At 73.1% G+C, this 25,022-nt stretch carries 18 protein-coding genes and 1 pseudogene; 7 read left to right on the forward strand and 12 right to left on the reverse strand.

Annotated elements, in window-relative coordinates; all coding sequences use genetic code 11:
* Positions 1-43: 43 nt before the first annotated feature.
* Positions 44-193, forward strand: a pseudogene (locus tag AB0H64_RS37240) (type II toxin-antitoxin system prevent-host-death family antitoxin); the annotation flags it as partial.
* Positions 194-335: 142 nt separating this feature from the next.
* Positions 336-551, forward strand: coding sequence for a hypothetical protein (locus AB0H64_RS37245; protein ID WP_357634418.1), 216 nt, complete (start codon positions 336-338; stop codon positions 549-551).
* Between the two features lie 4 nt (positions 552-555).
* Here AB0H64_RS37245 and AB0H64_RS37250 read toward each other — a convergent pair whose 3' ends face one another.
* Positions 556-1,662 carry a nitronate monooxygenase family protein gene (locus AB0H64_RS37250; protein ID WP_310715669.1) on the reverse strand — a complete coding sequence of 369 codons (1,107 nt, stop codon included), beginning with the start codon at positions 1,660-1,662 and terminating at the stop codon, positions 556-558.
* A gap of 192 nt (positions 1,663-1,854) precedes the next feature.
* Entirely contained in the window at positions 1,855-2,775 is a 921-nt protein-coding gene (locus AB0H64_RS37255) for a DUF3068 domain-containing protein (RefSeq protein WP_357634370.1), read from the reverse strand.
* 157 nt (positions 2,776-2,932) lie between these two features.
* On the opposite strand from AB0H64_RS37255, the gene AB0H64_RS37260 reads away from it, so the two are divergent.
* Together AB0H64_RS37260 and AB0H64_RS37265 are read left to right on the forward strand one after the other, a co-directional pair.
* Positions 2,933-3,658 carry a class I SAM-dependent methyltransferase gene (locus tag AB0H64_RS37260; RefSeq protein ID WP_357634416.1) on the forward strand — a complete coding sequence of 242 codons (726 nt, stop codon included), beginning with the start codon at positions 2,933-2,935 and terminating at the stop codon, positions 3,656-3,658.
* A 104-nt stretch (positions 3,659-3,762) separates the two neighbouring features.
* On the forward strand, positions 3,763-4,926 hold the full coding sequence (locus AB0H64_RS37265; RefSeq protein ID WP_357634373.1) for an acyltransferase: 1,164 nt from the start codon (positions 3,763-3,765) through the stop codon (positions 4,924-4,926).
* Here AB0H64_RS37265 and AB0H64_RS37270 read toward each other — a convergent pair.
* The 5 genes from AB0H64_RS37270 to AB0H64_RS37290 all read right to left on the reverse strand — a co-directional run bounded on the left by AB0H64_RS37270 (position 4,847) and on the right by AB0H64_RS37290 (position 12,898).
* Positions 4,847-9,043: an alpha-(1->3)-arabinofuranosyltransferase family protein gene (locus tag AB0H64_RS37270; RefSeq protein WP_357634376.1), complete on the reverse strand. Its 4,197-nt coding sequence runs from the start codon at positions 9,041-9,043 to the stop codon at positions 4,847-4,849. The genes AB0H64_RS37265 and AB0H64_RS37270 overlap by 80 nt on opposite strands.
* Complete coding sequence (locus AB0H64_RS37275) at positions 9,037-10,170, reverse strand: glycosyltransferase family 4 protein (RefSeq protein ID WP_357634379.1); 1,134 nt, start codon at positions 10,168-10,170, stop codon at positions 9,037-9,039. Before AB0H64_RS37275 ends, AB0H64_RS37270 begins: the two co-directional genes overlap by 7 nt.
* On the reverse strand, positions 10,167-10,970 hold the full coding sequence (locus AB0H64_RS37280) for a glycosyltransferase (protein ID WP_357634382.1): 804 nt from the start codon (positions 10,968-10,970) through the stop codon (positions 10,167-10,169). The genes AB0H64_RS37275 and AB0H64_RS37280 overlap by 4 nt, the downstream gene beginning before the upstream one ends.
* An 11-nt stretch (positions 10,971-10,981) precedes the next feature.
* A complete protein-coding gene (locus AB0H64_RS37285; RefSeq protein ID WP_268959883.1) occupies positions 10,982-11,116 on the reverse strand; it encodes a hypothetical protein in 135 nt (44 codons plus the stop codon).
* 117 nt (positions 11,117-11,233) lie between these two features.
* A complete protein-coding gene (locus AB0H64_RS37290; protein WP_357634386.1) occupies positions 11,234-12,898 on the reverse strand; it encodes a hypothetical protein in 1,665 nt (554 codons plus the stop codon).
* 213 nt (positions 12,899-13,111) lie between these two features.
* On the opposite strand from AB0H64_RS37290, the gene AB0H64_RS37295 reads away from it, so the two are divergent.
* Positions 13,112-14,923, forward strand: a complete 1,812-nt coding sequence (locus tag AB0H64_RS37295; RefSeq protein ID WP_357634389.1) for a hypothetical protein — start codon at positions 13,112-13,114, stop codon at positions 14,921-14,923.
* A 54-nt stretch (positions 14,924-14,977) separates the two neighbouring features.
* Here the strand turns inward: AB0H64_RS37295 and AB0H64_RS37300 are convergent, their stop codons facing one another.
* Positions 14,978-17,182 (reverse strand): acyl-CoA dehydrogenase, encoded by a 2,205-nt coding sequence (locus AB0H64_RS37300; protein WP_357634392.1) that lies wholly within the window; start codon positions 17,180-17,182, stop codon positions 14,978-14,980.
* A gap of 62 nt (positions 17,183-17,244) precedes the next feature.
* Positions 17,245-18,069: a hypothetical protein gene (locus tag AB0H64_RS37305; RefSeq protein ID WP_357634395.1), complete on the reverse strand. Its 825-nt coding sequence runs from the start codon at positions 18,067-18,069 to the stop codon at positions 17,245-17,247.
* 629 nt (positions 18,070-18,698) lie between these two features.
* Between AB0H64_RS37305 and AB0H64_RS37310 the strand changes: the two genes are divergently transcribed.
* Positions 18,699-19,832, forward strand: a complete 1,134-nt coding sequence (locus AB0H64_RS37310) for a trypsin-like peptidase domain-containing protein (RefSeq protein WP_357634398.1) — start codon at positions 18,699-18,701, stop codon at positions 19,830-19,832.
* Between the two features lie 21 nt (positions 19,833-19,853).
* On the opposite strand, the gene AB0H64_RS37315 is transcribed toward AB0H64_RS37310, so the two are convergent.
* Positions 19,854-20,426: an OmpA family protein gene (locus AB0H64_RS37315; protein ID WP_357634401.1), complete on the reverse strand. Its 573-nt coding sequence runs from the start codon at positions 20,424-20,426 to the stop codon at positions 19,854-19,856.
* On the reverse strand, positions 20,410-21,003 hold the full coding sequence (locus tag AB0H64_RS37320; protein WP_357634404.1) for a hypothetical protein: 594 nt from the start codon (positions 21,001-21,003) through the stop codon (positions 20,410-20,412). Before AB0H64_RS37320 ends, AB0H64_RS37315 begins: the two co-directional genes overlap by 17 nt.
* Before the next feature lie 207 nt (positions 21,004-21,210).
* Here AB0H64_RS37320 and AB0H64_RS37325 point away from each other — a divergent pair, with 207 nt between their 5' ends.
* Complete coding sequence (locus AB0H64_RS37325; RefSeq protein WP_357634407.1) at positions 21,211-22,695, forward strand: alpha/beta hydrolase; 1,485 nt, start codon at positions 21,211-21,213, stop codon at positions 22,693-22,695.
* A 50-nt stretch (positions 22,696-22,745) separates the two neighbouring features.
* On the opposite strand, the gene AB0H64_RS37330 is transcribed toward AB0H64_RS37325, so the two are convergent.
* Positions 22,746-24,797 carry an AAA family ATPase gene (locus tag AB0H64_RS37330; RefSeq protein WP_357634409.1) on the reverse strand — a complete coding sequence of 684 codons (2,052 nt, stop codon included), beginning with the start codon at positions 24,795-24,797 and terminating at the stop codon, positions 22,746-22,748.
* Between the last annotated feature and the right edge of the window lie 225 nt (positions 24,798-25,022).

Raw genomic sequence — 25,022 nt, forward strand, 5'->3', positions numbered from 1 at the left:
AGCGGTGTAGCCCCACCTGCTACACCGAGCCACACTAGTTTCCATGAAGGTCATCACCCAACGCGAGTTCCGCAACGACCCCGCCTCCGTCATGGACCAGGTGGAGGCGGGCGAGATCTTCCGCATCACTCGCAACGGCGTCGAGGTGGCCGAACTGCGGCCGCTGCCCCGTCGGCGCCGCCTCAGCGCCGAGGAACTCATCGCCAGGCATCGCAGGCTGCCACCCGTCGACTACATCGCGATGCGACAGGAGGCCGACGAGTTCTTCGGCGGCGAGGATCGCCTGGAAGACCGCGGCGGCTCGTGCCGCTCGTGTCGAGAAGCTCGGGGCGGCGGTGGTGGACTTCGAGCCGCTGGTCTTCGACGCGGAAGCGGCGGCACGGTACGGCAGTCTCGTGGCCCTGACCATCGAAGCCAAGCGGGATCCCCGACCTCGGCGCGTCGACCTGATGATCGCGGCGATCGCGTCGAGCCGGGGACTACCGCTCTACACCCGCAACACCGATGACTTCATCGGCCTCGAAGGGCTCGTGACCGTGGTGCCCGTGTGACCTTTCAGTCCCCGGTGATGCGGTCCAGGCGTTCCAGGGCCTCGCTGTACTCCTCCATCAGGGAGTACATGACGTCCCGGGTGGAGCGGACCTGGTTGGTCAGGCCGATGACCTGGCCCGCCGGGAAGGTGGCCAGCTCGGAGGCGTCGGAGCGGCCGATCCGGCGCAGCGCGTCCGAGACCAGCATGAACTGCAGCGGCATCGGCAGCGTCCCCGGCGACTCCTGCGACTCCCAGGCGTCGGTCCACTCGTTCCTCAGCAGCCGGGCCGGCTTTCCCGTCCAGCTCCGCGAGCGGACCGTGTCGCGCGAGGTGGCCTGGAGGATGCGCTGCTTGGCCATCTCGGGCGTGTCGGCCTCCTCGACGGTCAGCCACAGCGAACCGGTCCAGACGCCCTCGGCGCCCAGCGCCATGCCCGCGGCCATCTGCCGGCCGTTGCCGATCCCGCCCGCGGCCAGCACCGGCACGTCCACCGCGTCCACGACCTGCGGGATCAGCACCATGGTGGAGATCTCGCCCGTGTGGCCGCCGGCCTCGGTGCCCTGCGCGACCACCACGTCCACTCCGACCTCGACCTGCTTGAGCGCGTGGCGCGGGGTGGAGGCGAGCGCGGCGACCTTGACGCCGTGGGAGTGGGCGAGCTCGACCACGTCGGCCGGGGGCGGGCCGAGGGCGTTGGCCAGCAGGGCGATCGGGTGCCGCAGCGCGACCTCGACCTGCGGCCGGGCGGTGGCGTCGGTCCAGCCGAGCAGCACCTTGCCGGCCTCGGCGTCGGCCGACAGCGCCGGCACCCCGTGGGAGGACAGCAGGTTCTCCACGAACGACCGATGGCCTTCGGGGATCATCGACTGGAGCCGGCCGACCAGCTCCTCAGCCGGGAAGTCGGCCCCCTCGTAGGAAGCCGGCATGACGACGTCCACCCCGTACGGCTTGCCGTCGACGTGGTCGTCGATCCACTTGAGCTCCATCTCGAGCTCTTCGGGAGTGAAGTAGAGGGCGCCGAGGACGCCCATCCCGCCGGCGCGGCTAACCGCGGCGACGACGTCCCGGCAGTGGCTGAACGCGAAGATGGGCAGCTCGATTCCGAACATGTCCGTTACACGTGTCCGCATGGCCCGACAATACGACCGCATAACGGCCAACTGCAACGCGTTCTACTCTAGAACCTTTTGTCGGTACCGGCCAGTAACATCGAGTGGGAACGCGTTCTAGTAACACGTCGTGACGGTGACCGGGGACGGCCGGTTCGGAGGCCGGATGACAAAAGGCCCGCGCCGCCGGCGCGGGCCTTTTCGGGAGGCAGGTCAGGCGCCGGCCTCGGGAGAGCGGCGGCCGAGCAGGATGCCTGCTCCCACCAGCGCGACGCCCACGATGAGCAGCACCAGCGGGATGATGTTCCGCAGCAGGTTCATCTTCGACTTGGCGTCCTTGGCCTGCGCGACCAGGTCGCCGACCGTGCGGTCGGTCATCTTGACGTCCGCGACGAAGGCGGGCGAGCGCTCGACTCCGTCCTGGGTCTTGAGCACCTCGTGCCGCTGCTGGTCCTGCCTGACCGGGCTGCCGGTGGTGGGCTCGACGTAGTACGTCACCTTGCCGTCGTACCAGCGGTCCACCTGCACCATCGCGGTGCCGGTCATGCCGAGCACGTTGGCGGGGGCGCTGCGGGTCTCGGTCTTGGTCGGCGGCACGGTCTGCTCGAAGACGTAGACGGGCAGGCCGTCGACGGTGTCCTCGCGGACGAACTGGGCGTCGAACGCCTTGCCCGCGGTGGAGTTGAAGGCCCGGTAGGTCTTCTTCTCCGTGTCGAACGGGAACTTGTAGATCTGGCCCTCCAGCGTCACCGGGGCCTTGCTGATGTTGACGCCGCAGCAGTTCATGCCCACGCCGGTGTACTTGTCGAAGGCGCTGCGCCGGTCGCTGATGACGATCTGCGGCCGGTGGTTGGTGACGTCGTTGACGACGGTGGCCTCGTCCCAGACGACCCGGTCGGAGTCGGCCTCCTTCACGTCGCCGCGCGTGGTGACGATGACGTCGAGGTCGGCCGTGAGCACCTTGAGGTCCTGGGTGGAGAAGTACTGGGCGCCCTTGGCCTCCAGCCGCGTGACACCCCACTGGTTCGCCGGGGCGGAAATGATCTTCCCCGCCGCCCAGAACTTCATGAGGGGAGCGAGGGCGATGAAGAAGGCACCGACCCCGATGAGGACGAGCGTGGAGATACGACCCATCAAAGGCCTCCGCGATCCTAGAACCTGTTGTCATCTTGCCGAAACATCCGGCATCAAAGTATGACAGTGAGTGACATGCGTCACTGGCCGGTACGGAGCCGCAATCAAATTGATAGAAACAGGTTCTATCGTGGTTCTCCCTATGAAAGCGGCAAATATGCCCATGCGCACCGACTTGGCGCGGTCCATCCGGCTCTTCCGGGCGTTCCGCACCGAGCAGGGCGACCAGCAGGGCTACTACACCACGCTCGCGGCCGACACGGCCGGGCTCCTGCTCCGGTACGTGGACCTGCGCGACCGGCTGGTGCTGGACGTGGGCGGCGGTCCGGGCTTCTTCGCCTCGGAGTTCCGCGGCCACGGCGCCCGCTGCGTCTGCGTGGACGTGGACGCGGGCGAGCTGGCCGGCCAGGGCGCGCCCAGCGGCGGCGTCCTCGGCAGCGCGCTCGACCTGCCGCTGCGCACCTCCTCGGTGGACGTCTGCTTCTCCTCCAACGTGCTGGAGCACGTGCCGCAGCCGTGGCGGATGGCCTCCGAGATGGTCCGGGTGACCCGGCCCGGCGGGCTGGTCTTCCTCGCCTACACCAACTGGCTCTCCCCGTGGGGCGGTCACGAGACCTCGCCCTGGCACTACCTGGGCGGCCACCGCGCCGCCCGGAAATATCAGGAAAAGTACGGCAAGCCGCCCAAAAACCACTTTGGCCGGAGCCTCTACCCCGTCTCCGTCGCCCACGGCCTGCGCTGGGCCCGCGGCGACCGGCGGGTCGAGCTCGTCGACGCGTTCCCCCGCTACCTGCCCTGGTGGTACCGCCCGATGCTCAAGGTCCCGATCGTCAGGGAGTTCGCCACGTGGAATCTGGTCCTGGTCCTGAGAAAGCGCCCGTAACGACACCCGCCGCCCCGAGCGCCGGAGAGGCCCCACCCGCCGCGCGGACCGCCACCCCGGCGGCCGAGGAGGGACAGCCTCCGGGCCCGCCCGGAGAGCTGCGTGTGGCGCCCCTGGACGCCCCCGCCCGGCGCGACACCGCGCTCGACGGCATCCGCGCGCTGGCCGCCCTCGGCGTGTGGGTGCTGCACGTGGCCGGCAACACCGGCGTCATGTACCGCGACGGCATGCTCGCCTGGATGACGACCCGGCTGGGCATCGCGGTCCCGATCTTCTTCCTGCTGTCCGGCCTGCTCCTGTACCGGCCGTGGGCCCGCGCCGTGCTGGAGGACACTCCCGCGCCCGGCGCCGGCGGCTACCTGTGGCGGCGCGTGGTACGCGTCATGCCCGCGTACTGGGTGGTGACGACCCTCGCCCTGCTCGCGTGGAGCTCCCTGGACTTCGGCGGCTGGGCGAAGTGGCTGCTCCTGCTGCAGAACTACACCGAGCAGACCCGCGCCCCCGACGGCCTCTACCAGATGTGGACGATGCCGATCGAGATGGCCTTCTACCTGGTGCTGCCGGCCCTGGCCTGGCTGCTGCACCGCTGGGCGCGGCACGGCAACCGGCCCGTGCGGCTGCTCGGCGGCATCGCCGTGCTCCCGCTGGTGTCCTTCGGCAGCGCGGTCGCGGCCCACGTCTTCGACCAGCCGCAGCTCGCCCTGTGGCTGCCGCACCACCTCATCTACTTCGCCGCCGGCATGGCCATGGCCGTGCTCTCGGTGTGGATCAGGGAGAGCCGGGTCGTGGACGCGCTCGCGCCGCAGCTCCTCGTCCTCGCGCTGCTCCTGTACGTGGTGCTGAGCACCGAGGTGGCCGGCCCGCGCACGCTCGACCTGCCGAGCCTGTCGCAGTCGCTCTGGCGGATGACCCTGGAGGCCACGGTGGCCGTGCTGGTCGTCGCGCCGTTCGCGCTGGCGGCCCGGCGCGACTCGCTCCGGCACCGCGTGCTCGGCAACCCGGTCACCGCGTACCTGGGCCGGATCTCCTACAGCTTCTTCCTCTGGCACGCGCCGGTCATCACCCTGTACTACAAGGTGACCGACAGCCAGCCGTTCAGCGGCGACTTCGTCAAGGTGGCCATCCTGACGTTCGTCGGCTCGCTCCTCGTGAGTGTGGCCAGCTACCACCTCATCGAGGAGCGGGCGCTCAAGCTGACCGGGCGCCCGTCAGCATCGGCTCCTCCGCCGGAAGCTCCGGCGGAGCGTCAGGCGGAGCCGGTTCGCTGACGAGCCGGCCGAACAGCACGCCCATGGCCGCGCAGGCCACGAGCTGCGGCACGTGGTCGGCGAGCACGTCCACGTCGGCGCCGTAGTCGCGCAGCGCCATCGCCGCGGCCAGCGACGCCGTCGCCAGGGAGAACAGCAGCGCCGCCGCCCAGTGCGGGGCCAGCCACCTCGGCAGCGCCCGCCGTGCCGGGGCCCAGAGGACCGCGACGACCGCGGCGAGGACCACGAGCATGCCGGCCCAGCCCGACACCCAGGCGCCGAACGCCAGCCCCGCCGCGACCGCGTACGGCATGCGCCAGCCGGACAGCCGCGAGCGCGCGGCCGCGGCGGTCTCCAGCACGTGCTCGGGGCGCGGGCCGCGCATCACCAGGGCGAGCAGCGCGAGCACGGCGATGCCGCCCAGGCCGAGCGCGAGCGCCAGCCAGTACGCCCGGTCGGGCCCGTACTCCAGCCGCACGGTCCCCGAGGTGCCGGCGGGCAGCTCCCACGCCTGCTTCCAGCCGTCGATGCGGACCGGCCGCAGTGTCTGGCCGTCGAGGCTCGCCCGCCAGCCGGCGTTGTAGTTCTCGTTGACGACCAGGAACGAGTCCTTGGGCGCCGTCACCCGCACCTCGCGCTCCGACTGCGTCCAGGTGCCGGGGGCCGCGGCGCCCTCGACCTGGAGCGGCTGCTCGGGCAGCGAGCCGATCACCAGGTCGTTGACCGCGAACGGGTCCCAGCCGGCGGCCCGGACCCGGTTGTCGCCCGCCGACAGCGCCGCCTTCGCGCAGCCGGTGAACCGGACGGGCCGCTGTTCGAGCAGGTCGGCGTAGGTGCCGGTGACGCGGGTCTGGATCACCTTGCCGTTCACCCGCAGCTCGGGGCCCTGGCCGCAGGGCAGCCGGAACGGGATGCCCTGCGGCCGGCTGGCCGGGGTGACGCCGGGGATGATCAGCTCGGTCACCTGGAGACGCCGCGACACGGGGAAGAAGCGCAGCTTGAGCTGGGTCGTGGTGAGCGGCTTGACCTTCAGGACGCCGCCCGCGTCCACGCGCCCGCTGCGGACCACGCCCTTGTCGCCGACGACGACCATGTCGAGCGGCTGTTTGTCGCCGCCGGGCCGGGCGACCTGGAGGCGGGAGATCGTGCGCTTCCCGTTCCAGCGCAGCGTGAGCGTGGGCTCGGCGTCGTTGGGCGAGGGCACCCACGTGGTCGCGGCGTCGGCGTCGAACGCGGACCTCGGCGCGACCACGGGGTCCTTGCTGACCTGCGAGGTGCCCTGGACGCGGGTGAGGTCGCCGCTGAGGCGGCTGTAGCGGTCGGCGAGCCCGGAGTCGCGCAGGACGGCGGTGCCCTGGACGGTGGCGGAGTGCTTGCGCTCGGCCGAGAAGGTTCGGTCGAACCCGGCGCCCTCCTCCCCCGGCCGGGCGAGCAGCGGGTTGCAGACCCACCGGTCGCGGTTGCGCATGCACTCCGGGCGCGCGTCGAGCCCGCGGTCCATCACGTACGCGTCGCCGCTCTCGCCGGGCAGCCTGATCGTGCGGCCCGGCAGCACGCCGGGGATCGTCATCTCGGTGATGCCGACCCGCTGCACGAAGCTCCAGTCGCTGTTGTACGTCGCGAGGATCGTGATCCGCAGCCAGGTCGTCGTCCCGGGCGGGGCGCGCAGCGTCTGCGGCTCGTTCGTCTGCCGCACGTCCTGGACCAGCCGGCCGCCCTCGGTCTCCACGGCCACCCGCCTGATCGACTGGCCGAGCAGCACGTTGTTGGTGAAGGTCACCTTGAGGCTCGGGATCTCGCGGGGCTGGGGCAGGTCGACGCGCAGCCACTCGCCCTGCGGCCGGTGCCAGCCGCCGCTCTCCCAGCCGGTCTCGTAGTCGCCGTCCATGGCGGCCCACGGGCCCCGGCCGGGGGTGCTGAGGCCGGAGATGGCGTCGGCGTCGGCCACCGAGGAGGAGGCGGTGATCGACGAGATGCCGTCGTACTCGGCGGTCGCGGTCTCCTCCAGCCAGCCGTCCTCCAGCAGGTCGAGCGCCCGTACGCCGGTGAAGTCGGCGCGCCGGTCGGCGGTCAGCGTGGGTGTCCAGTTCGTACGGATCTCGCCGAACTGCCGCTCGCGCAGCCGCAGCGCGTCGCTGACCACGGTCGGCACCTCGTACGTGCTCGCGTCCTCGTTCACCAGCACCGGACCGGTGCCGAGCAGCCCGAGGTCGCCCATCGTCAGCAGCGAGTCGGGGCCGCCGCGCACGCGCACCGCGTCACCCGCGGACTCCACGCCGACCAGCTCGGAGCCGCCCGCCACCTCGTACAGCTCCAGGGCCGGCGAGGGCCAGTCGACGGAGTCGACCGCGTCGTCGGTGAAGCCGTCGCCCACCTCGCCGCCGAACGAGCGGATGCGGCTGATGCCGGGCGACTCGCGCAGCGTCTCCTGGATGCGGGCCGGCCAGGCGCCCTGGAGGTTGGCGCGCATGAGGTCGTTGCGGACGAGCAGGTAGTGGACGCCGAGCCGGCGCAGCACCTCGGTGAGCCCGGCCGAGCCCTCTCCGGAGGTGAGGCGCTGGTCGATGGCGTCGAGCAGCCGGGTCAGGCCGACGGAGCCGGCGGCCGTGACCTGCCGGGTGGTCCAGCGGGCCTTGAACAGCGGCTGCATGGGGTCGTCCACCGGCCGGCCCCACAGGTACTCGCCGAACTTGGCGCCGGGGACGACGAGGACGCCGTCGTCGCCGGCGTTCTCGTTGATCCAGGTCGCCGCCTGCCGCCAGTAGAGCGGCACCTCCTTGAACGCGCCGGGCATGGCGAGCCCCTGGTTGAAGACGGGCAGCACGAGCCCGGCCAGGGCGACCAGGGCGACCACGCGCACCGGCAGGCGGATGTTCGCCCGCAGGCGCGCGACCGGCGACGGACCGGGCACGGCCGACGGTGCGGCCGGTGCGGTGGATGGGGCGGCGGGTGGCACGGCGGGTGGGGAGGCCGGGCCGGCGGCGCGGGCGCGCTGGTAGCTGACGGCGAGCAGGTGGGCCAGGCCGAACGCGATCGGCAGCCGCACCAGCGGGTCGAACTTGCGCAGGTTGCGCAGCGGCGCGAGCGGTCCGTCGAGCAGCCACCGCACCGGCTCGGCGACGATCGGCTCCAGCGCGCTCGTGTGCCCGGCGACCAGCGCGGTGACGCCGACCAGGAACAGCGTGACCACGAACCCCCTGGCGGGCAGGTCGCGCCGCACCAGGCCGGCCAGGCCGAGCGCGGCAAGCACGCCGGTGACGACGACCATCGCGGCCGAGGTGGCGATGGCGTAGCCGGGCGGCTGCTGGTCCACCCCGTTCACGGTCAGGAAGCGCACCCAGTCGGAGGTGCCGCGCAGCACGTTCGTCAGCGACGTGACCTGTGTCGTCGTGGACGCCGTCTCGGTGTACGGCAGGAACGAGAACGCGTACCGGCCGACGAGCAGCAGCGGCGCCCACCAGAACAGCGTGGCCACGGTGACCGCGCCGGTCCACCAGCCGAGCATCCGCCAGCGCGGCACCGGCCGGGGCCGGGTCAGGATGTAGACGACGGGGGCGACGAGCACGGCCAGCACGGCGACGGCGTTCACGCCGCCGCACAGCGCCACGGCCAGCCCGGACCTGATCGCGCCCCGGGCCCGCTGCCCGGTCTCCGACGCGGTGAGCAGCGGGATGAGGATCCACGGGAGCATCGCGGCGGGCAGCCACTCGATCGAGATCTCGCCGAGGATGGACAGCGCGCGGGGCGCGAGCGCGTACGCCAGGGCGCCGGCGATCCGGGTGCCGGGCGTGCCGATGCCGAGCTGCCGGGTCAGCCGCTCCACGCCGAGGAACGCCACGCTGAGCAGCAGCGTCAGCCAGAGCCGCTGGGTCACCCACGGCTCGACGCCTGTGATCTTCCCGAGGGCGAAGAAGGGGCCCATCGGGAAGAGGTAGCCGGCGGCCTGGTTCTGGAGCTGGCCGAAGTGCTGGAGGTCCCACAGGTGGGCGGCGCGCTCCAGCCAGCCGAGCGGGTTGAGCGCCAGGTCGATCTTGGTGTCGCCGATGACGCTGCCGGGCTTGGTGGTGAACGACAGTACCGCGAAGCCCAGGCAGCAGAGCAGCAGCCACAGGCGGTGCCGGGCCTTGTCGCTCACCATCGCTCCTCCCCCAGGGGCGCCGGGGCGGTCCACAGGGGAGCGCCCGCGGGGCTGCCGCGCATGAGCGCGGCCATGCGCTCGGCGCTGCTCTGCCAGGAGAACCGGCCGGCCCACGCGCGGCACCGCGCCGCGTAGCCGTCGCTCCGGCCGCCGGCCAGCTCGTCGAGCGCGGCGGCGACGCCCTTGGCCAGGTCGGTGCCCTCGGGCAGCAGCCAGCCGGTCTCGCCGTGCCGTACGGCGTCGCGCAGCCCGTCCACGTCGAAGGCGACGGTCGGGACGCCGAGCGCGGCGGCCTCCAGTACGCACAGCCCCCAGCCCTCGCCCTGGGAGGCGTTGACCTGGAGCCACGCTGAGGCGATGAGCCGTTCCTTGTCCGCTTCGGACAGGTATCCGTGCATGGTGACGCCCTCCGGCAGCCGGGCGCGCAGGCGCGCCTCCTCGGGGCCCCGGCCGACGAGGTCCACGGTCAGGCCGGGCCAGCGCTCCCTCAGCTCGGTCACCGCGTCGAGGAGCAGGTCCACGCGCTTGTGCGCGACGAGCCGGCCGACGCAGACGAGACGGGGGGTGGCGCTCTTACGGATGCCCGCAGGCGTGCTGACGCTCACGCCGTTCGGGATGATGTGGATGGGCCCGGTCCAGCCGAGCCGCTCGCGCATGGCGCTCACCGTCGACGGTGACACGGCCACGCTCTGACGCCGGCGGTAGGTCCACCGGGAGACCGGCCCCTCCAGGAGGCGCCCGACCGCGGCGAGCCAGCGCGGCAGGTGCACGCCGAACTGCCGGTCGTGGACGTGGTGGACCACGCACAGCACGGTGGCGCGGCGGGGCAGCACCCACGGGGTGAAGAACGGGATGCCGTTCTGGCAGTCGAGCACCACGTCGAACCTCGACCGGCGCGGCAGCAGCCAGGCCAGCACCCGGGGATAGACGGAGAACGGACCGCCCATGCGGACCAGCCGTACCCCGTCGATCTCCTCCCGGGCGAGCTGCCCGGCGGCGCGCGCGGTCACGAAGTGAACGCGGTGGCCCGCCGCCGCGAGGCGGCGGGCCATCTCCCACGCGTACGTCTCGGCGCCACCGGCGGCCGGGTGCCATGGATCCCGCCAGTTGACGACGGCGATGTTCACGGATATCCGACGGGGTCGAGCGGCGGCTCCCAGGCGGGCGCGGCGGAGGCGCGCGGCTCCAGGTGGAGCGTCAGCCAGATCCGGCCGAGCTCCAGCAGGATGCCGGCGCTGTGCCGGGCCGGTGAGAACCGCGACCCAGGCATGTCGCGCCACTGCACGGGGATCTCCAGCACGGTCGCGCCCTTCTCCGCGCACCGGGCGAGCAGCTCGACGTCGAAGGCGAAGCCGGGCGTGCGCAGCCGCGGGGCGACCTCGCGGACGAGGGCGCCGTCGAAGAACTTGAAACCGCACTGGGTGTCGCTCACCCCGCGCACCAGCACCCTGGCCAGCGAGCGGAAGCCGACGGCGCCCAGCTCGCGGACCCGGCTGTGCCGGTTCTCCACGTCGGAGAAGGCGTGGGCTCGCGAGCCCACGACCACCCGCTCACCGGAGAGCAACAGGCCGAACGCGACGTCGAGGGCGCGCAGGTCGGTGGCCATGTCCGCGTCGCAGAACCCCACGAACGGGGCGCGCGTCTCAAGCAGGCCGGCGCGGACGGCGGCCCCCTTGCCGGGGGTCGCGCACCGGGTCAGCCGGACCGGGACCTTCCCCCGCGGCCAGGTCCTGACGATCTCCGCGGTGGAGTCCGTGCTGTTGTTGTCGACCACGATGACGGCGGTCGGGAACGGCATGCGGGCAAGCTTCGCGCACAGCTGCAGGAGCCCCCCGGGGAGTCGCCCTTCCTCGTTGTAGGCGGGAATGACGATCTCGAGCAGTGGTGGTCGGCTCGCCCGCTCGTCCCCTTGACGGGAGGGCGGCATGGCGGTGGTTTCTACCGGTCGCCGTAGTTGTAGAGCGGCTGGTTCACGGGCGTCGCGGTGGCGCCGGTGAAGGAGACCGTCGTGACGGTCGCGACGAGGGCGGCCACGGCGATGCCGATGATCGCTGCTAAGAGGATCTTAATCACTGGGGGGTTCCTCCTGGGGCGCGGCACATTTGGGGGGGACCGTCACCAACCTAGAACCAATTCTTGCTACTCGGAAGTAGCTAAACGAAATCTTAATAAAGCCACTGATCAATGGGCCTATTCGGACAAGCCTTGGGCAATCGTTCCGCCGAAACGATACAGCCGCAGGTCGGAAGCGTCCACGAGCAGCTTCGCGCCCCTCAGCCACCGGTCGAACTCCGCGCGCTCGGCCGGGGTTCCCGCGTCCACGACCACGTACCGAAACCCCGCCCGGAGCAGGTCTGGCGAAGGCGCTTCTAGTACGTGTTCTAGCTTTTGCGCCCGCTCGTCCTCGCTCGGGACCACCAGGTCGCCGACGCGCACGGTGTCGTTGGCGACCACCTCCCGGCCCCGGCCGCCGAAGAACCGCTGCGCCGGGTCCAGCACCGCCCGCCCGCCGTTCCAGGGAAAGCGCCGGTACGACTCGAACGGCAGGACGAGCACGTCGCCCGGCTCGGGGTCGCGCCGGATCAGCTCGCGGGCGGCCGTCCAGCTCTCCGGGTACGGCACCGCGCGCAGCGCGCCGGTCGCGCCCCACGCCATCGTGGGCAGCACGGCGAGCGGCACCAGGGCCAGCACCGCCACGGCCCACCGGCCGCCGCCGGCGAGCGCCCGCGCCGCGGCCGCGGCGGCCAGCCCCAGCCCGACGGCCTCCAGCAGCGCCAGCGGGGCGACGAACTGCTGGGCGTCCCGGAGTACCGCGAACCCGCCCCACAGGTGCACCAGCCAGGTGAGCGCCGCCCGGCCCGGAGCCGTCACGCCGAGGCACGCCACCCCGAACCCGGCCGACGCCGCCACCACCAGCCCCCACCGCCACCGGAGGCTCACCGCGGGCGCGGCGCCGGAAGCGGGCCGCCCGCGCCAGGCGAAGCCGGCGAGGGCAGCGAACCCCGCGATGCCGGTCAGGGACAGCAGCAGGCGGGCCACCGCGCCGAGCGGCGTGCCGTACCCGGCGGGCACCGCGTGCGCGTTCCAGATCCCGCCCAGCGACAGCAGGCTCCCCACGGCGCCGAACGGCCCGTCCGCCCGCGCCGCGAACGCCTCCACCCCGATCCCGTCCCCGGTCACCCCCGCGGGCCGCAGCAGCGCCGGCACCAGCCACGGCAGGCTGAACACCACGAGCACGACGGCCACCGGCGCCACCCGCCGCCACCGCCCGGCCGTATCCGAGCGGTCCGGGGGCGCGCCCAGCAGCGCCACGGGAAGGGCGGTCAGCGCGGTCACCGTCATGGCGGCGAACCCGCCCACCGCCGCGGGCAGCACCGCCACCGCCGGCCGCCACGCCGGCCGCCACACGGGCCCCCTCCGGGCGGGCTCCCGGGCCACCGCGCCCACCACCCAGGGCAGCCCGGCGTACCCGAGCAGCAGCGCCCACTGCCCCATCAGCAGCCGCTCGGCCACGTACGGGTTCCACACGTAGAACGCTCCCGCCACCAGCCGGGGCCCGAGCCCGTCCGACGGCACCAGCCGCGCCGCGCCCGAGCAGCCGAGCACGAAGATCCCCAGCAGGACGGCCTTCTGCACCAGCTCCCCCGGCAGCACCGCCGACAGAGCCGTGACGACCGCGTCGCTCGGCACCACCCGCGGCGCGCCCCCCGACAGCCCGAACGTGAAGCGCGAGAACTCCGGGTCCGGCACGAACACCATGTCCTGCACCAGCACGAACCCCCACCCCAGGGCGGGCCCGAGCGCTAGGCAGCCCAGTGCGAGGCCGAGCAGGGCGGCGGCCGGGGTCCGGGGCATTCCGCTATGACATCACAACCACACAACGGGCATTCCGCCTGAATCCCCTCCTGGATACGCTTCCCAGCGGGGAACCGGGAGGACGGGGTGACGAGCGAGTCGGGGACGGCGGCCCGTCCGAGCCGACCCAGAGATGGGCGGCCCGGTGGTGGGCAGCACGGTGATGGGCGGCCCGGTGGTCGGCAGCACGGTGATGGGCGGCACGGTGACATCGTGCTGGCCGCGGCCGTCGCCCTGATCGCCGTCCAGCTCGTCTGGAGGTTCGACTTCGTCCGCCGGACGTACTTCCGCCAGGACGACTTCACCTTCATCGCCCGCGGCCTGGAGCACGACCTGACGTGGGACTACCTCATGCGGGTCGACTACGGGCATCTGGTGCCGGGGCCGTTCGCGATCCACTGGGCGATGGGCCGGCTCGGCGTCTACAACGAGGTGCTGGCCCACGCCGTCACGATGGGCCTGCTGGCCGCCGCCGGGTTCGCGCTGCTGCGGCTGCTGCGGCTGCTGTTCGGGACCCGGCCGGCGATCCTGGTGCCGCTCGGGTTCTACCTGCTGACGCCGCTGACCGTCTCGTCGCTGTCGTGGTGGGCCGTGGTCGTCGAGACGCTGCCGTTCCAGGTGGCGCTGGCGATGGCGCTGGGCTCCCAGGTCCGCTACGCCAGGACCGGGCGGTTCCGGCACGCCGTGGCCGTGGCGGGCTGGGCGGTGCTCGCCATGGTGTTCTTCGTCAAGGCGCCGTTCATCCTCGTGCTGGCGTTCGTGCTGACGATCGGCTGGTTCCCGCCGGCCCGGCGGCGCGCCGCCTGGGTGCTCTACCTCGCCGTCGTCGCCGGGTACGCGGCGGTGTTCTTCCGGCAGCTGTTCACCTCCGTGCAGCTCACCAACGACACGATCCGGCCGTCGCTCCCCGACCCGGCCGTGGCCGTGAGCTTCGCGTGGAAGCTGCTCACCGGCTCCCTGGTGCCGGGGGCGCTGGGCGGGCCGTGGCAGTGGTACCCGATCAGCGAGGACTACGCCATCGCCGCCGCCCCCCAGCCGCTCATGTGGGCCGCCCTCGGCGTCGCGCTCCTGGCCGTGGGCGTGTCGCTGTGGCACCGCAGGCGGGCCTGGCTGGCGTGGCTGACGCTGCTCGGCTACTTCGCGCTGGCCGACGTGGTCCCCGTCATGATCGGGCGGGTCGTGCAGCTCGGCCCCGACCTCGGCGGGCAGGAGCTGAGGTACGTCTCCTCCACCGCGATGGTGCTGGCCGTCGTGATCGGCCTCGCGTTCATACCGGTACGGGGCGAGGAGCATCCCTGGCGGCGCCCCGCCCCCGGGCCCCGGCGGCTGCGGCGCCTCCGCGCCGGGCTCCGGTACGCCTGGGTCCCGGTGGCCGCCGCGTTCGCCGCCGGCTCGGTCTGGTCGGCCGCCGGGTACGCGCGGATGCCGCTCGGCGACCACGTCAGGAGCTACGTCGAGACCGGCCGGACGGCCCTCGCGCGGGCCCCGCACGACGCGGTCATCCTCGACACGCACGTGCCGGCCAAGGTCGTGCTCCCGCTGTTCTTCCGCGACTACGCGCTGACCTCCCGGGTGCTCGGCCCGATCGCACCGAACCCGGTGACCTGGACACGGACCCTGACCGGCCCGGTGCCCAACCCGCTGGCCTTCGACGACGCCGGCCGGCTGCGTCCCGTCGAGATCCAGGGCATGACCGTCCCCCAGCGCGGCGGCTGCACCCCGGTCTCGGGGCGGGAGAGCCGCTTCAAGCTGCCCGCGGCCCTGCGGGACGGCGCATGGACCGTCCAGGTCGGCTACCTCAACCCCATGCCGGCCACGATCGCGGTGCGGCTCGGCGGAGCCGTCACGGCGGTCCCGGCGGGCAAGGACTTCGGCTGGACGTTCGCCACGGTCAAGGGCGGAGGCACCGACCTGGCCGTCCGCGCCCTCGACGGCCGTACGGTCTGCGTGGGCGAGATCAAGGTCGGCGTGCCGCGCCCCGCCGCCAACGGCACCCCGACCCCGCTCCAGCCCGTCAGCCCGTGAACCCCGTAGGAGGCCGGTCGGCGGCCGGCCCCCACCTCCAGGCGGCCCCCGCGGTCAGTGGCCGGGCTCGGGGTCCCGGGGCAGGCCGAGCATGCGCTCGCCGATGATGTTGAGCTGCACCTCCGTCGTCCCGCCGTAGATGGTCATGGCGCGCGTGGCGAGCACCGCCCGGTTCCAGTAGCCCGCGTCGCCGAGCTTCATGTCGGCCGCCACCACCGCCGCCGAGCCCAGCAGCGAGACCGCGGTCTCCGACACGTGCTGGGCGTGGGAGGTGGACAGCAGCTTGCGCACCGACGCGTCCGCGCCCGGCTCGGCGCCGGCGAGCTGCTTGAGCGTCACGCGCAGCGACAGCGCGTTGATCGAGTGCCCCTCGCAGATCACCTCGGCCACCTGGTGCGCCTCGACCGGGGTGAGCTCCCGGCCGAGCCGGCCGGCCAGCCCGACGAGGTCGGGCACGGACGCGCCGGTGCCGCCCGAGCCGGAGGAGAGCGAGACGCGCTCGTTGGACAGCGTGTTGCGCGCCACCCGCCAGCCGTCACCCACCTCGCCGACCACCAGGTCGTCGGGCACGAACACGTCGTCGAGGAACACCTCGTTGAACAGGTTCTCGCCGGTCATCTCGGTCAGCGGCCGGACCGTCACGCCGGGCGCCTTCATGTCGACCAGGAAGTACGTGATGCCCTCGTGCTTGGAGCCGGCCGAGGAGTTGCGGGCGATGCAGATGCCCCACTCGGCGACGTGCGCGACGGAGGTCCAGATCTTCTGGCCGTTGAGCCGCCAGCCGCCTTCGACCTTCTCCGCCTTCATCTGCAGCGAGGCCAGGTCGGAGCCCGCCCCCGGCTCGGAGAAGAGCTGGCACCAGATCGTCTCCCCGCTGAGCGTCTTGGGCAGGAAGCGCTCCTGCTGCTCCTGCGTGCCGTACGAGACGATCGACGGCACCACCCACGCACCGATGATCATGGCGGGGAGCCGCACCCGGGCGGCCTTCAGCTCCTGCGCGATCAGCACCTGCTCCAGCGGCGAGGCCGCGCGGCCCCACGGCTTGGGCAGGTGCGGCATGACGAACCCGCGCGCGGCCAGCGCCCGCCTCTGCTCCACGCCCTCCAGTGCCTTGATCTCGGCGATCTCGGCGCGGATCGACTCGCGCAGCCGCTCGGCGCCCTCCGGCAGGTCGATCTCCATCTCCCGGGACACGCCGCCCATGGCCAGGTCCGTGACCGTGGCCGCCCAGCCGGCCGACGCGCCGAGCAGCGCGCGCAGCGTCAGGGCGCGCCGGTAGTACAGGTGGGCCTCGTGCTCGTAGGTGTAGCCGATGCCGCCGAACGTCTGGATCGCGTCCTGCGCGCACCGCACGGCCGCGTCCGGCGCCATCACACCGGCGATCGCGGCGGCGTACTCCAGCTCGCCGCCCTCGGCGCGGGTGGCGTCCCAGACCGTCGCGCGGGCCTGCTCCAGCGCCACGAGCATCCGCGACAGCTTGTGCTTGATCCCCTGGAACTGGCCGATCGGACGGCCGAACTGCACGCGTACCTTGGCGTAGTCGGAGGCGGCCCGCACGCACCAGGCGGCCAGGCCCGCGGCCTCGGCCCCGAGCAGAACGGCGGCCAGGTTGCGCACGTCCAGCCCCCGAACCCCCTCCAGCACCCGGGCGGCGGGCACGGTCGCGTCCGCCACCTCCACCCTGGCCGACGACCTGGTCAGGTCCAGGGACCTCAGCGAGGTGACGGTCGCGTCCGAGGCGTCGAGCGCGATCCACACCTCGCCGCCGTCGGTGGACACGGGCAGGATCAGCACGTCCGCGGACGCCCCGCCGAGGACCGGCTCGACGGAGCCGGACACGACCAGCGACCCGTCGGCGGACCGCGTCCCCGTCAGCCGGCCGCCTGGTCCCCCGACCGCCGCGCCTCCCGTGAGCGCCACCGCGCCCGTGAGGGTGCCGTCGGCCAGGCCCGTGAGCAGGTCGTGCCGCTTGGAGGCGTGGACGACCGCGCCGGCGAGCACGGTCGGCACGTACGGTCCGGGCGCCATCCGCTCGGCCAGCGCCTCGACGGCGACCGCGGCCTCCAGCAGCCCGTAGCCGGAGCCGCCGGCCTCCTCGGGCAGGTGCAGCCCCAGCAGCCCCTGCTCGGCGAGCCCCGACCAGAACGGGGGACGCTCATCCGTCGCGGATCGCAGCAGCTCGGCGGGGATGTTCCGCTCTGCCCAGCCGCTCACCGACTCGCGGAGCGCCTCATGCTCCTCGTTCAACCCGATCGCCATCGCTCATCCTCCAGCCGAGGTCCCGGTGATGCCAGAACCATATTCTAGAGGATGCTTCTGGCCTAGATGGGGGCGATCCGGTCGGCGAGAGTGTTGAGGTCACGCCAGCGGCTCTTGCCGCTCTCCGGGATGGAGGCGAACAGCATCGCGGGCTTCGCCCGGCCCGTGTCCACGACCGAGACGAGGCCCTGCGCCACGCGCTGCCCGCCGTCCGTGTCGTACGCGACCTTGAAGGCCAGCGTCCACCCCTTGCCCAGGGGCGTACGCTGCGAGCCCGTCCAGGTGAGCGTGGCCCCGGCCGGGTACTGCGTGCCCAGCGCCCACGTCGCGGCACGCGCGGCGAGCTTGCGGTAGTCGGAGTCCTTCGCCGGGCGGGCCGCCGGGGTGGCGCCCGGCAGCGGCGCCGAGCCGATCAAGGCGCCCGGGACGGCCGCCTTGCCGGCGCGCTGGGCCACCGAGAACGGCGCGGACGTCGCGCTCTTCCACGGCAGGCCGAGCCGCGGATACGACAGGCCCGCCTTCGGGTCGCTGACCAGGCCGATGACGACGCTGGCCGTGCCCGGCAGCACGGCGTACTCCTTGGCGGCGGGCACGGGAGGCAGCGCGACACCGGTGGACGACGGCGTGGCCGACGGCACGGCCGACCCGGCGAGCGTCGCGGCGGGCTCCTCCGCGGCTCCGGCGGGCGGGGGCGCGATCGAGCCGCCCTGCGGCAGGCCCTGGTCCTTGGGCACGTCGCCCGAGAAGACGGTGAAGATCAGCAGCACGGCCACCACCGTGGCGATGATCGCGCCGACGAGGTACACGACCCGGATGGGGATGTCGCCGATGCGGCTCATCAGCCCGGACCCGGGCGGCGGGGGCGGGGGCGGCACGACCGGGGGCATGGGGTACTGCTGCGACGAGGGGCCCGGCCCGTGCCCCAGCCGCGTCGCGGCCCCGGCACCCGCCCACGCCCCGCCAGCCTGCGCCCCACCCGCCTGGGCCCCGGAGCCGTTCCCGGCCGGTGAAGCCGCGTGCGGCCCGGACGGCGGGACGGCTTGGGGCCCCGACTCGCGAACGGGACGAGCCCCGTACGGCGGGGCGGTCCGTGGCCCGGACTGCGGCCCGGACTGGGGCCCGGACTGCGGCCCGGACTGGGGCGTGGTCCTCGGTCCGGACCGCGGCGCGGCGGGAGGCTCGGAGGACTGAGGGCCGGAAGGCTGGGGGCCGGAGGGCCGGGAACCGGGCGGCCGGGGAATCCTGACCGTCTCGTCCGCGGGCACGACGATCTTCCGGAACGGGGTCGTGGGAGCATCGTGAGAGGGCTGCTGGTCACCGACGTCCGCCATGACCTTGAGGTTACGTCACTTCAGACCGGGATATTTCCGCCATGTCCCGGCCAGAATCTTATTCCGGAGCCCCTGGCCCTCGCCCCCACATCCCGCCATCTCCCCGAACACCCACTCACCTACGCGGACCAGCACAAATGCCGAAAAAACGTATCTTTCACCGGCGCCAGGGAAGATACCTCCACATGAGGAAGATCGTCGCGGGATTCGTCATGACCGTCCTGCTGACCGGCTGCTCGGCGATCCAGTCCGCCACGACGACCGGCCCTTCGACGTCCGGTGCCTCAGCCCCCGCCGCCACGGCCACCTCGACGGCTACCTCGACGGCCGGCTCCCCGGCCGGCACGGCCACCGCGCCCGCCAGCCCGCCCGTCGTCCCCACGTCGCCCCAGTCCCTGGAGACGGCCTACGAGCAGGTCATCAAGGAGGTCCTCCCGTCGATCGTGCAGATCACCACCAAGGTGGGCCTCGGCTCCGGGATCGTGTACGACTCCGCCGGGCACATCCTGACCAACGCGCACGTGGTCGGTGAGGCCACGCAGATGCGGGTGACCCTGGCCACCGGCGGCGCCGGCCGGTCCGCCCGGCTGGTCAAGTCGTTCCCCGCCGGCGACCTCGCGGTGATCAAGGTGGACGACCCCAGCGGGCTGAGGCCGGCCCGGTTCGGCGACTCCGCCAGGCTGCGCGTCGGCCAGCTCGTGCTCGCCATGGGCAACCCGCTGGGCCTGTCGGGCAGCGTGACCGACGGCATCGTCTCGGCGCTCGGCCGCACGGTCAGCGAGCCGCAGGATCCCGGCTCCCCCGGCGCGACGATCGCCAACGCCATCCAGACCTCGGCCTCCATCAACCCGGGCAACAGCGGCGGCGCCCTGGTGGACCTGTCCGGCCAGGTCATCGGCATCCCGACGCTCGCCGCGACGGACCCGAACCTGGGCGGCGGCGCGGCCCCCGGCATCGGCTTCGCCATCCCGAGCAACACCGCCACGGACATCGCCGCCCAGATCGTCCGCGACGGCAAGGTCACCAACACGCACCGCGCCGCCCTCGGCATCAGGGGCAGCACGGTCGTCGGCGGCAGCGGCCAGACGACGGGAGTCGGGGTGGTCGGCGTCGAGCCCGGCAGCGGCGCCGAGAAGGCGGGCATCCGGCCCGGTGACGTGATCGTCTCCGTCAACGGCACCGAGACGCCCACAATGGCCGCCCTGTCCGAGCTCCTGACCACGCTCAAGCCGGGCGACCAGGTCAAGGTCGGCCTCGTCCGCGCGGACGGCACGCAGACCACGGTCACGGCGACCCTGGGCGAGCTGCCGGGCGACTGACCGAGGGCCACCTCCCGCGGCTCACTGACGCGCGTCGAAAACGATCTCCACCCGGCGGTTCTTGGCCCGGTTGCGCTCCACCGGCTTGCCGTCGACGAGGTTGGGCAGTTTGGGCCGGGTCTCGCCGTACCCCTGCGCCTGGAATGTGACGCCGGCGTCCCCGAGCAGCCCGCGCAGGCCCCGCTCGACGGCCTGGGCGCGCCGCTGGGAGAGGCGCAGGTTGTAGGAGCCGGAGCCCTGGTCGTCCGTGTGCCCCTGCACCTTGACGACGCCGCCCGCCCCCTCGGCCCTGACCTTCTCCGCGACGCCCTGGAGCCGCTTCCTGGCGGCGCCGGTCAAGGCCCACTTGTCCACGGCGAACAGCACGTCGCTGGTGAGCGCGACCGTGACCTGGGTGCCCTGCTTCGTCTCGCTCTGGGTGCCGTCGAGCGACTCGACCTCGCCGACGATGTCCTCGACGGGCAGCACGAGATCCTCCACGACCGCGTTCACGTCCGGCGGGACGGGCGGGGTGGTGGGACCGGCCGGCGGGTTCGCCGGCACCAGCAGCCCGGCGGCGACGCCCAGAGCGGCGATGCTAGGAGATCGGAACATCGGTGAGCACGCCGATCATCGGCATCTCCACGTTGACCTGCGTGACGTCCGCGGGCGGGGCCGCGAAGACGGCGTAGAGCGAGCTCGTCTGACCTCGCTCCAGGAACTGCCCCTGCGTACGGGAGCAGACGCACTCGCTGTCGGCGGTCGCGCCGTTGCGGGCCACGCGGTAGCGCTTGGCGTTGACCGGGTCGATCAGGGAGACGGCCGACACCGAGAAGTCCAGCGTTCCGGTGCTCATGCCGTTGTGCAGGTTGACCTTGCCGTCGAGGGCGGTGACGGTCCAGTTGAGGGTGACGGTCCTGCCCTGCCGCTTCAGGCCGGTGATGTCGACCCGCGCCTTGCCGGTCTGGCCGCCGCCCGCGACGCTCGCCTCCCGGGTCGCGATCGCCTCGGTGGGCTCGGCCGCCTTCGTCGCCTCGGTCTGCTGGGGCGCCGGGGCGGCGGTCGTGGTCTCGGCGCGGGCCGCGGTCTGCTGGGCCTGCCCGTCCTCGCCGCCGCCGGCCTGCCGGCCCGGAAGCACCCCGCAGCCGGCCAGCGCGACGGCCGCCACGCCCAACGCGATCGTCTTGCGCATGATCCTGGATCACCTTTCGAACGTCGCCGGAGTCGCACCGGAAGCCGGATCACTCCCTCCACAGACTCCCACAATCTGCACAAATGCCTCAACTTTCACCATTGTCACAGGTCAGCGCCCCTCAAGAGCCTCGCAACCGGCACGTCCCAATAATCAAGGGCCAACCAGGCGAATCCACACACTCGGCCGCCAGACGAGGACACGACCATGCGACGCCTACCCAGTGTGATCACCCCCGCACTCGCCGGCCTGCTCATCGCCGGCCTCACCGCCACCGCCCAGCCCGCGCGGGCGGCGGAGGCGGCACAGGCACCCGGCCGTCCCGCCGCGCTCGGCGCCTTCTACGGCCAGCGGCTGTCGTGGACCGCCTGCGGCGGCGGCCACCAGTGCGCCAGGCTGAAGGTGCCGCTCGACTACGCCAAGCCGGGCGGCGACCGGATCGACATCGCGGTGATCCGCCTGCCCGCCACCGGCCGGCGGGCCGGGGCGGTCGTCGTCAACCCGGGCGGTCCCGGCGAGTCGGGCGTCCAGGCGGCCAGGCAGGCAGACGCGTTCCTCTCCCCCGCCGTCCGCGCCCGGTTCGACCTGGTCGGGTTCGACCCGCGGGGCGTGGGCGCCTCCACCGCGGTGCGCTGCTTCACCGACGCCCAGCTCGACAGCTACTTCGCCATGGACAGGTCGCCGGACACCACCTTCGAGGTCAAGAACCTCGACCTGGCTCAGAAGCAGTTCGCCCAGGCGTGTCAGGCCCGCTCCGGCAAGCTGCTGCCCCACCTGGCCACCACCGATGCGGCCCGCGACATGGACGTGCTGCGCTCCGCTCTCGGCGAGTCCCGCCTGACGTACGTGGGCTTCTCGTACGGCACCTTCCTCGGCGCCACGTACGCCGACCTGTTCCCCGGGAAGGTGCGGGCGCTGGTGCTCGACGGCGCCATGGACCCCACGCGGACCGGCGACGAGCTCGGCACCGGGCAGTCCGGCGGCTTCGACGTGGCCTTAGAGTCGTTCCTGCGCGACTGCTTCAAGGTCAAGGGCTGCCCGTTCCCGACGCACCGGCTGGGCGCGGCGAACAAGAAGGTCGAAGCCCTGCTGGCGCGGGTGGACAGGGCTCCGCTGCGCAACGTGTACGACGGCAGGCAGGTCAGCCAGGCGATCGCGGTGACGGGCGTCCTGTCGGCCCTCTACAGCGAGTCGGCCTGGCCCATGCTGCGGCAGGCGCTGGCCGACGCGTTCCAGGGGGACGGGATCAGGCTGCTGCTGCTCGCGGACCTGTACAGCGAGCGCCGGGCGGACGGCACGTACACCAACAGCTTCGCCGCGCGCGAGGCCATCGACTGCCTGGACCACCCGCCCACCCGCAAGGCCACGGCCAGGACCGGGACGACGCCGTGCGACTACTGGCCGGTCAGGCGGAAGAGGTCGATCCGGCCGCTGCGGGCCGACGGCGCCCCGCCCATCCTGGTGATCGGCACGCTGCGCGACCCCGCCACGCCGTACAAGTGGGCGCAGGCGCTGGCCTCGCAGCTCTCGTCGGGTGTGCTGCTGACGTTCGACGGCGACGGGCACACCGCCTACCGCAAGGGCTCGCCATGCGTGGACCGGCTCGTGGACCGGTACCTGACCACACTGGCCGCCCCCGCGAACGGCACGAACTGCCCGAAGATCAAGCCCGTCCGGGCGTCCGGCGGATAGCTCCCTGCGGCGCCGGGCGGTCGTCCGTCCGGGCATCGCGGGCCCCTCGCTCAGCCCTCGATCACGTACGCGACCGCCCGGTCCAGTCCCAGCCGCTCGCCGCTGTGGAACGCCGCCGTGTAGGCCCGCGTCCCCAGCGCCTCGCGCGCGCGTGCCACGCAGTGCTCGTGGTCGCGCATGTGCGGCCAGAGCCTGGCCGGCGAGGCTCCCATCGCCTGCCAGAGCGCGTTCGCCACCCCCAGCATGCGGGCGGCGCGCTCGTGGCGGCCCTGCGCCCCGGCGATCCAGGCCAGGACCTCGACGCACTCCGCGAGCCCCCACCGGTCGCTGATGGTCCGCCTGATGGCCACCGCCTCCCGCAGCGTCTCCTCGGCCCGCCGCGGGTGACCCTGGTGCCAGGCGGTGATGCCGACGGCGAACAGCGCGTACCCGCGCGAGGGCTCCGCGCGCCGCTTCACGCACAGCGTCAGGAACTCCTGGGCCAGCTCCCCGGCCCGTTCGGGGTCCTCGCCCGCGCTGAACGAGACGTCGTAGAACAGGTTGATGGCCAGGGCGCTGAGATCGCCGCGGTCCTGGTGGCCGGCCCGCGCCTTCTCCATGAGTGCCATCCCGCTCCGCGCGTCGCCGGCCGAGAAGGCGAGCATGGCGGAGACCTGCGTCGCGAACGCCCGCGTCTCCTCGTCCCCCGCCTCACGGGCCAGCCGGTGCGACTCCTCCAGCATGACCTCCGCCTCGGCGCGGTCGCCCTGGAGCAGGGCGAGCATCGCCGACGCCCACAGCGCGGTCCGGCGGGCCCGGGAGCCGGAAGTGACCAGGTCCAGCCCGCGGTCCAGCCAGTGACGGCCCTCCGTGACGGAGCCCGCGAGGATCCAGTAGCCCCACATCGCGGAGACCATGTCGAGCCCGCCCGCCGCCTCTTCCGGCCGGGAGTACGACAGGTCGAGCGCGACACGGATGTTGGGCAGCTCCGTCGCCAGCAGGCGGTAACGGTCGAGCTGCTCGGGCACCAGCCGGTCCACCCGCTCCTCGGCGACGAGGCGCCGGTAGTGGTCGCAGTAGCGCCGCCGTAGCGCGTCCTCCTCGCCGCTCTCCGCGAGCTTCTCCCGGCCGTACGAGCGGATGCTGTCGAGCATGTGGTACCGGACGCGGCCCTCCTGGTGGTCGGCGACCAGGATGGACTTGTCCACGAGGCCCGCCAGCAGGTCGAACACGTCCTCCCGGTCGATGCCGCGGCCGTGGCAGACCTCCTCGGCCGTGTCCACGTCCAGGCCGCCCGCGAACATCGACAGCCGGCTCCACAGCCGCTGCTCCGCCTGCGTGCACAGGCCGAAGCTCCAGTCCACGGCCGCGTGCATCGTCCGGTGGCGGGGCGGGACGGTCCCGGAGCCTTCGGCGTCCAGCACCTCGAACCGCTCGTCGAGCCGGCGCTCCAGCTCCTCGACCGGCATGGAGTGCAGCCGTCCCGCCGCGAGCTCGATGGCCAGTGGGATGCCGTCGAGCCGGCGGCAGAGCCGGGCGACCAGCGCGGCGTCCGTGCGGTCCACGGTGAAGCCGGGACGCACCCGCGCCACCCGGTCGGCGAACATCCGGACGGCCTCGCTGCGCGCGATGGCGCGGGGCGCGGCGGCCGGGTCCGGCACGGACAACGAGGGCACCACGAGCACCTGCTCGCCCGCCACCCCGAGCGTCTGCCTGCTGGTGGCCAGCACCCGCAGCCGGCCCGCGCCGCGCAACAGCCCGTCGACCAGCTTCGCGCACGCGTCCAGCAGGTGCTCGCAGTTGTCGAGGACGAGCAGCAGGTGCTGGCCGGAGAGGTAGTCGGCGAGCACGGTCATGGGGGACGCCCCCGCGTCGCGGACGCCGAGCGCCGTCGCGACGGCCGGCACCAGCAGGTCCGGGTCCTCCAGAGAGGTCAGCTCGACGATCTCCACCCCGTCGTCGAACGCCGGTCGCAGCGTCTCCGCCACGCGCAGCGCCAGCCGCGTCTTGCCGACCCCGCCGGCCCCGGTCAGGGTCAGCAGGCGGCCACGGGCCAGCAGCCGCCGGGCGCCGGACACCTCGCCGCGGCGCCCGATGAAGCTGGACGTCTGAGCGGACGTCATCACTGGATGTAGCACGGCCTGTGCACGCTCCCGCCGCCCCCTGCCGGCTCCCCTTGCCGGTGCCACGGTCACCCGACTACCGGCGACCGCGGCCGGTGCCGCGGTCATCCGATTACGGCGACCGCTCCTCCAGGTTAAGCGCAGACCGTAAAGAGCGCACCCGGGAACCGGGTGCGCTCTCGCCGTCAGCTCGGTCGCCGGCGTGGCGGGCGGCCGCCCGCCACG

The sequence above is a fragment of the Nonomuraea sp. NPDC050733 genome (genome assembly GCF_040654215.1).
GTDB lineage: Bacteria > Actinomycetota > Actinomycetes > Streptosporangiales > Streptosporangiaceae > Nonomuraea.

Excerpts from the sequence above, each read along its gene's own strand:
- AB0H64_RS37250 (WP_310715669.1), bottom strand. The coding sequence starts at position 1,662 with ATGCGGACACGTGTAACGGACATGTTCGGAATCGAGCTGCCCATCTTC.
- AB0H64_RS37255 (WP_357634370.1), bottom strand. The coding sequence starts at position 2,775 with ATGGGTCGTATCTCCACGCTCGTCCTCATCGGGGTCGGTGCCTTCTTC.
- AB0H64_RS37260 (WP_357634416.1), top strand. The coding sequence starts at position 2,933 with ATGCCCATGCGCACCGACTTGGCGCGGTCCATCCGGCTCTTCCGGGCG.
- AB0H64_RS37270 (WP_357634376.1), bottom strand. The coding sequence starts at position 9,043 with ATGGTGAGCGACAAGGCCCGGCACCGCCTGTGGCTGCTGCTCTGCTGC.
- AB0H64_RS37280 (WP_357634382.1), bottom strand. The coding sequence starts at position 10,970 with ATGCCGCCCTCCCGTCAAGGGGACGAGCGGGCGAGCCGACCACCACTG.
- AB0H64_RS37290 (WP_357634386.1), bottom strand. The coding sequence starts at position 12,898 with ATGCCCCGGACCCCGGCCGCCGCCCTGCTCGGCCTCGCACTGGGCTGC.
- AB0H64_RS37300 (WP_357634392.1), bottom strand. The coding sequence starts at position 17,182 with ATGGCGATCGGGTTGAACGAGGAGCATGAGGCGCTCCGCGAGTCGGTG.
- AB0H64_RS37305 (WP_357634395.1), bottom strand. The coding sequence starts at position 18,069 with ATGCCCCCGGTCGTGCCGCCCCCGCCCCCGCCGCCCGGGTCCGGGCTG.
- AB0H64_RS37310 (WP_357634398.1), top strand. The coding sequence starts at position 18,699 with ATGAGGAAGATCGTCGCGGGATTCGTCATGACCGTCCTGCTGACCGGC.
- AB0H64_RS37315 (WP_357634401.1), bottom strand. The coding sequence starts at position 20,426 with ATGTTCCGATCTCCTAGCATCGCCGCTCTGGGCGTCGCCGCCGGGCTG.
- AB0H64_RS37320 (WP_357634404.1), bottom strand. The coding sequence starts at position 21,003 with ATGCGCAAGACGATCGCGTTGGGCGTGGCGGCCGTCGCGCTGGCCGGC.
- AB0H64_RS37325 (WP_357634407.1), top strand. The coding sequence starts at position 21,211 with ATGCGACGCCTACCCAGTGTGATCACCCCCGCACTCGCCGGCCTGCTC.
- AB0H64_RS37330 (WP_357634409.1), bottom strand. The coding sequence starts at position 24,797 with ATGACGTCCGCTCAGACGTCCAGCTTCATCGGGCGCCGCGGCGAGGTG.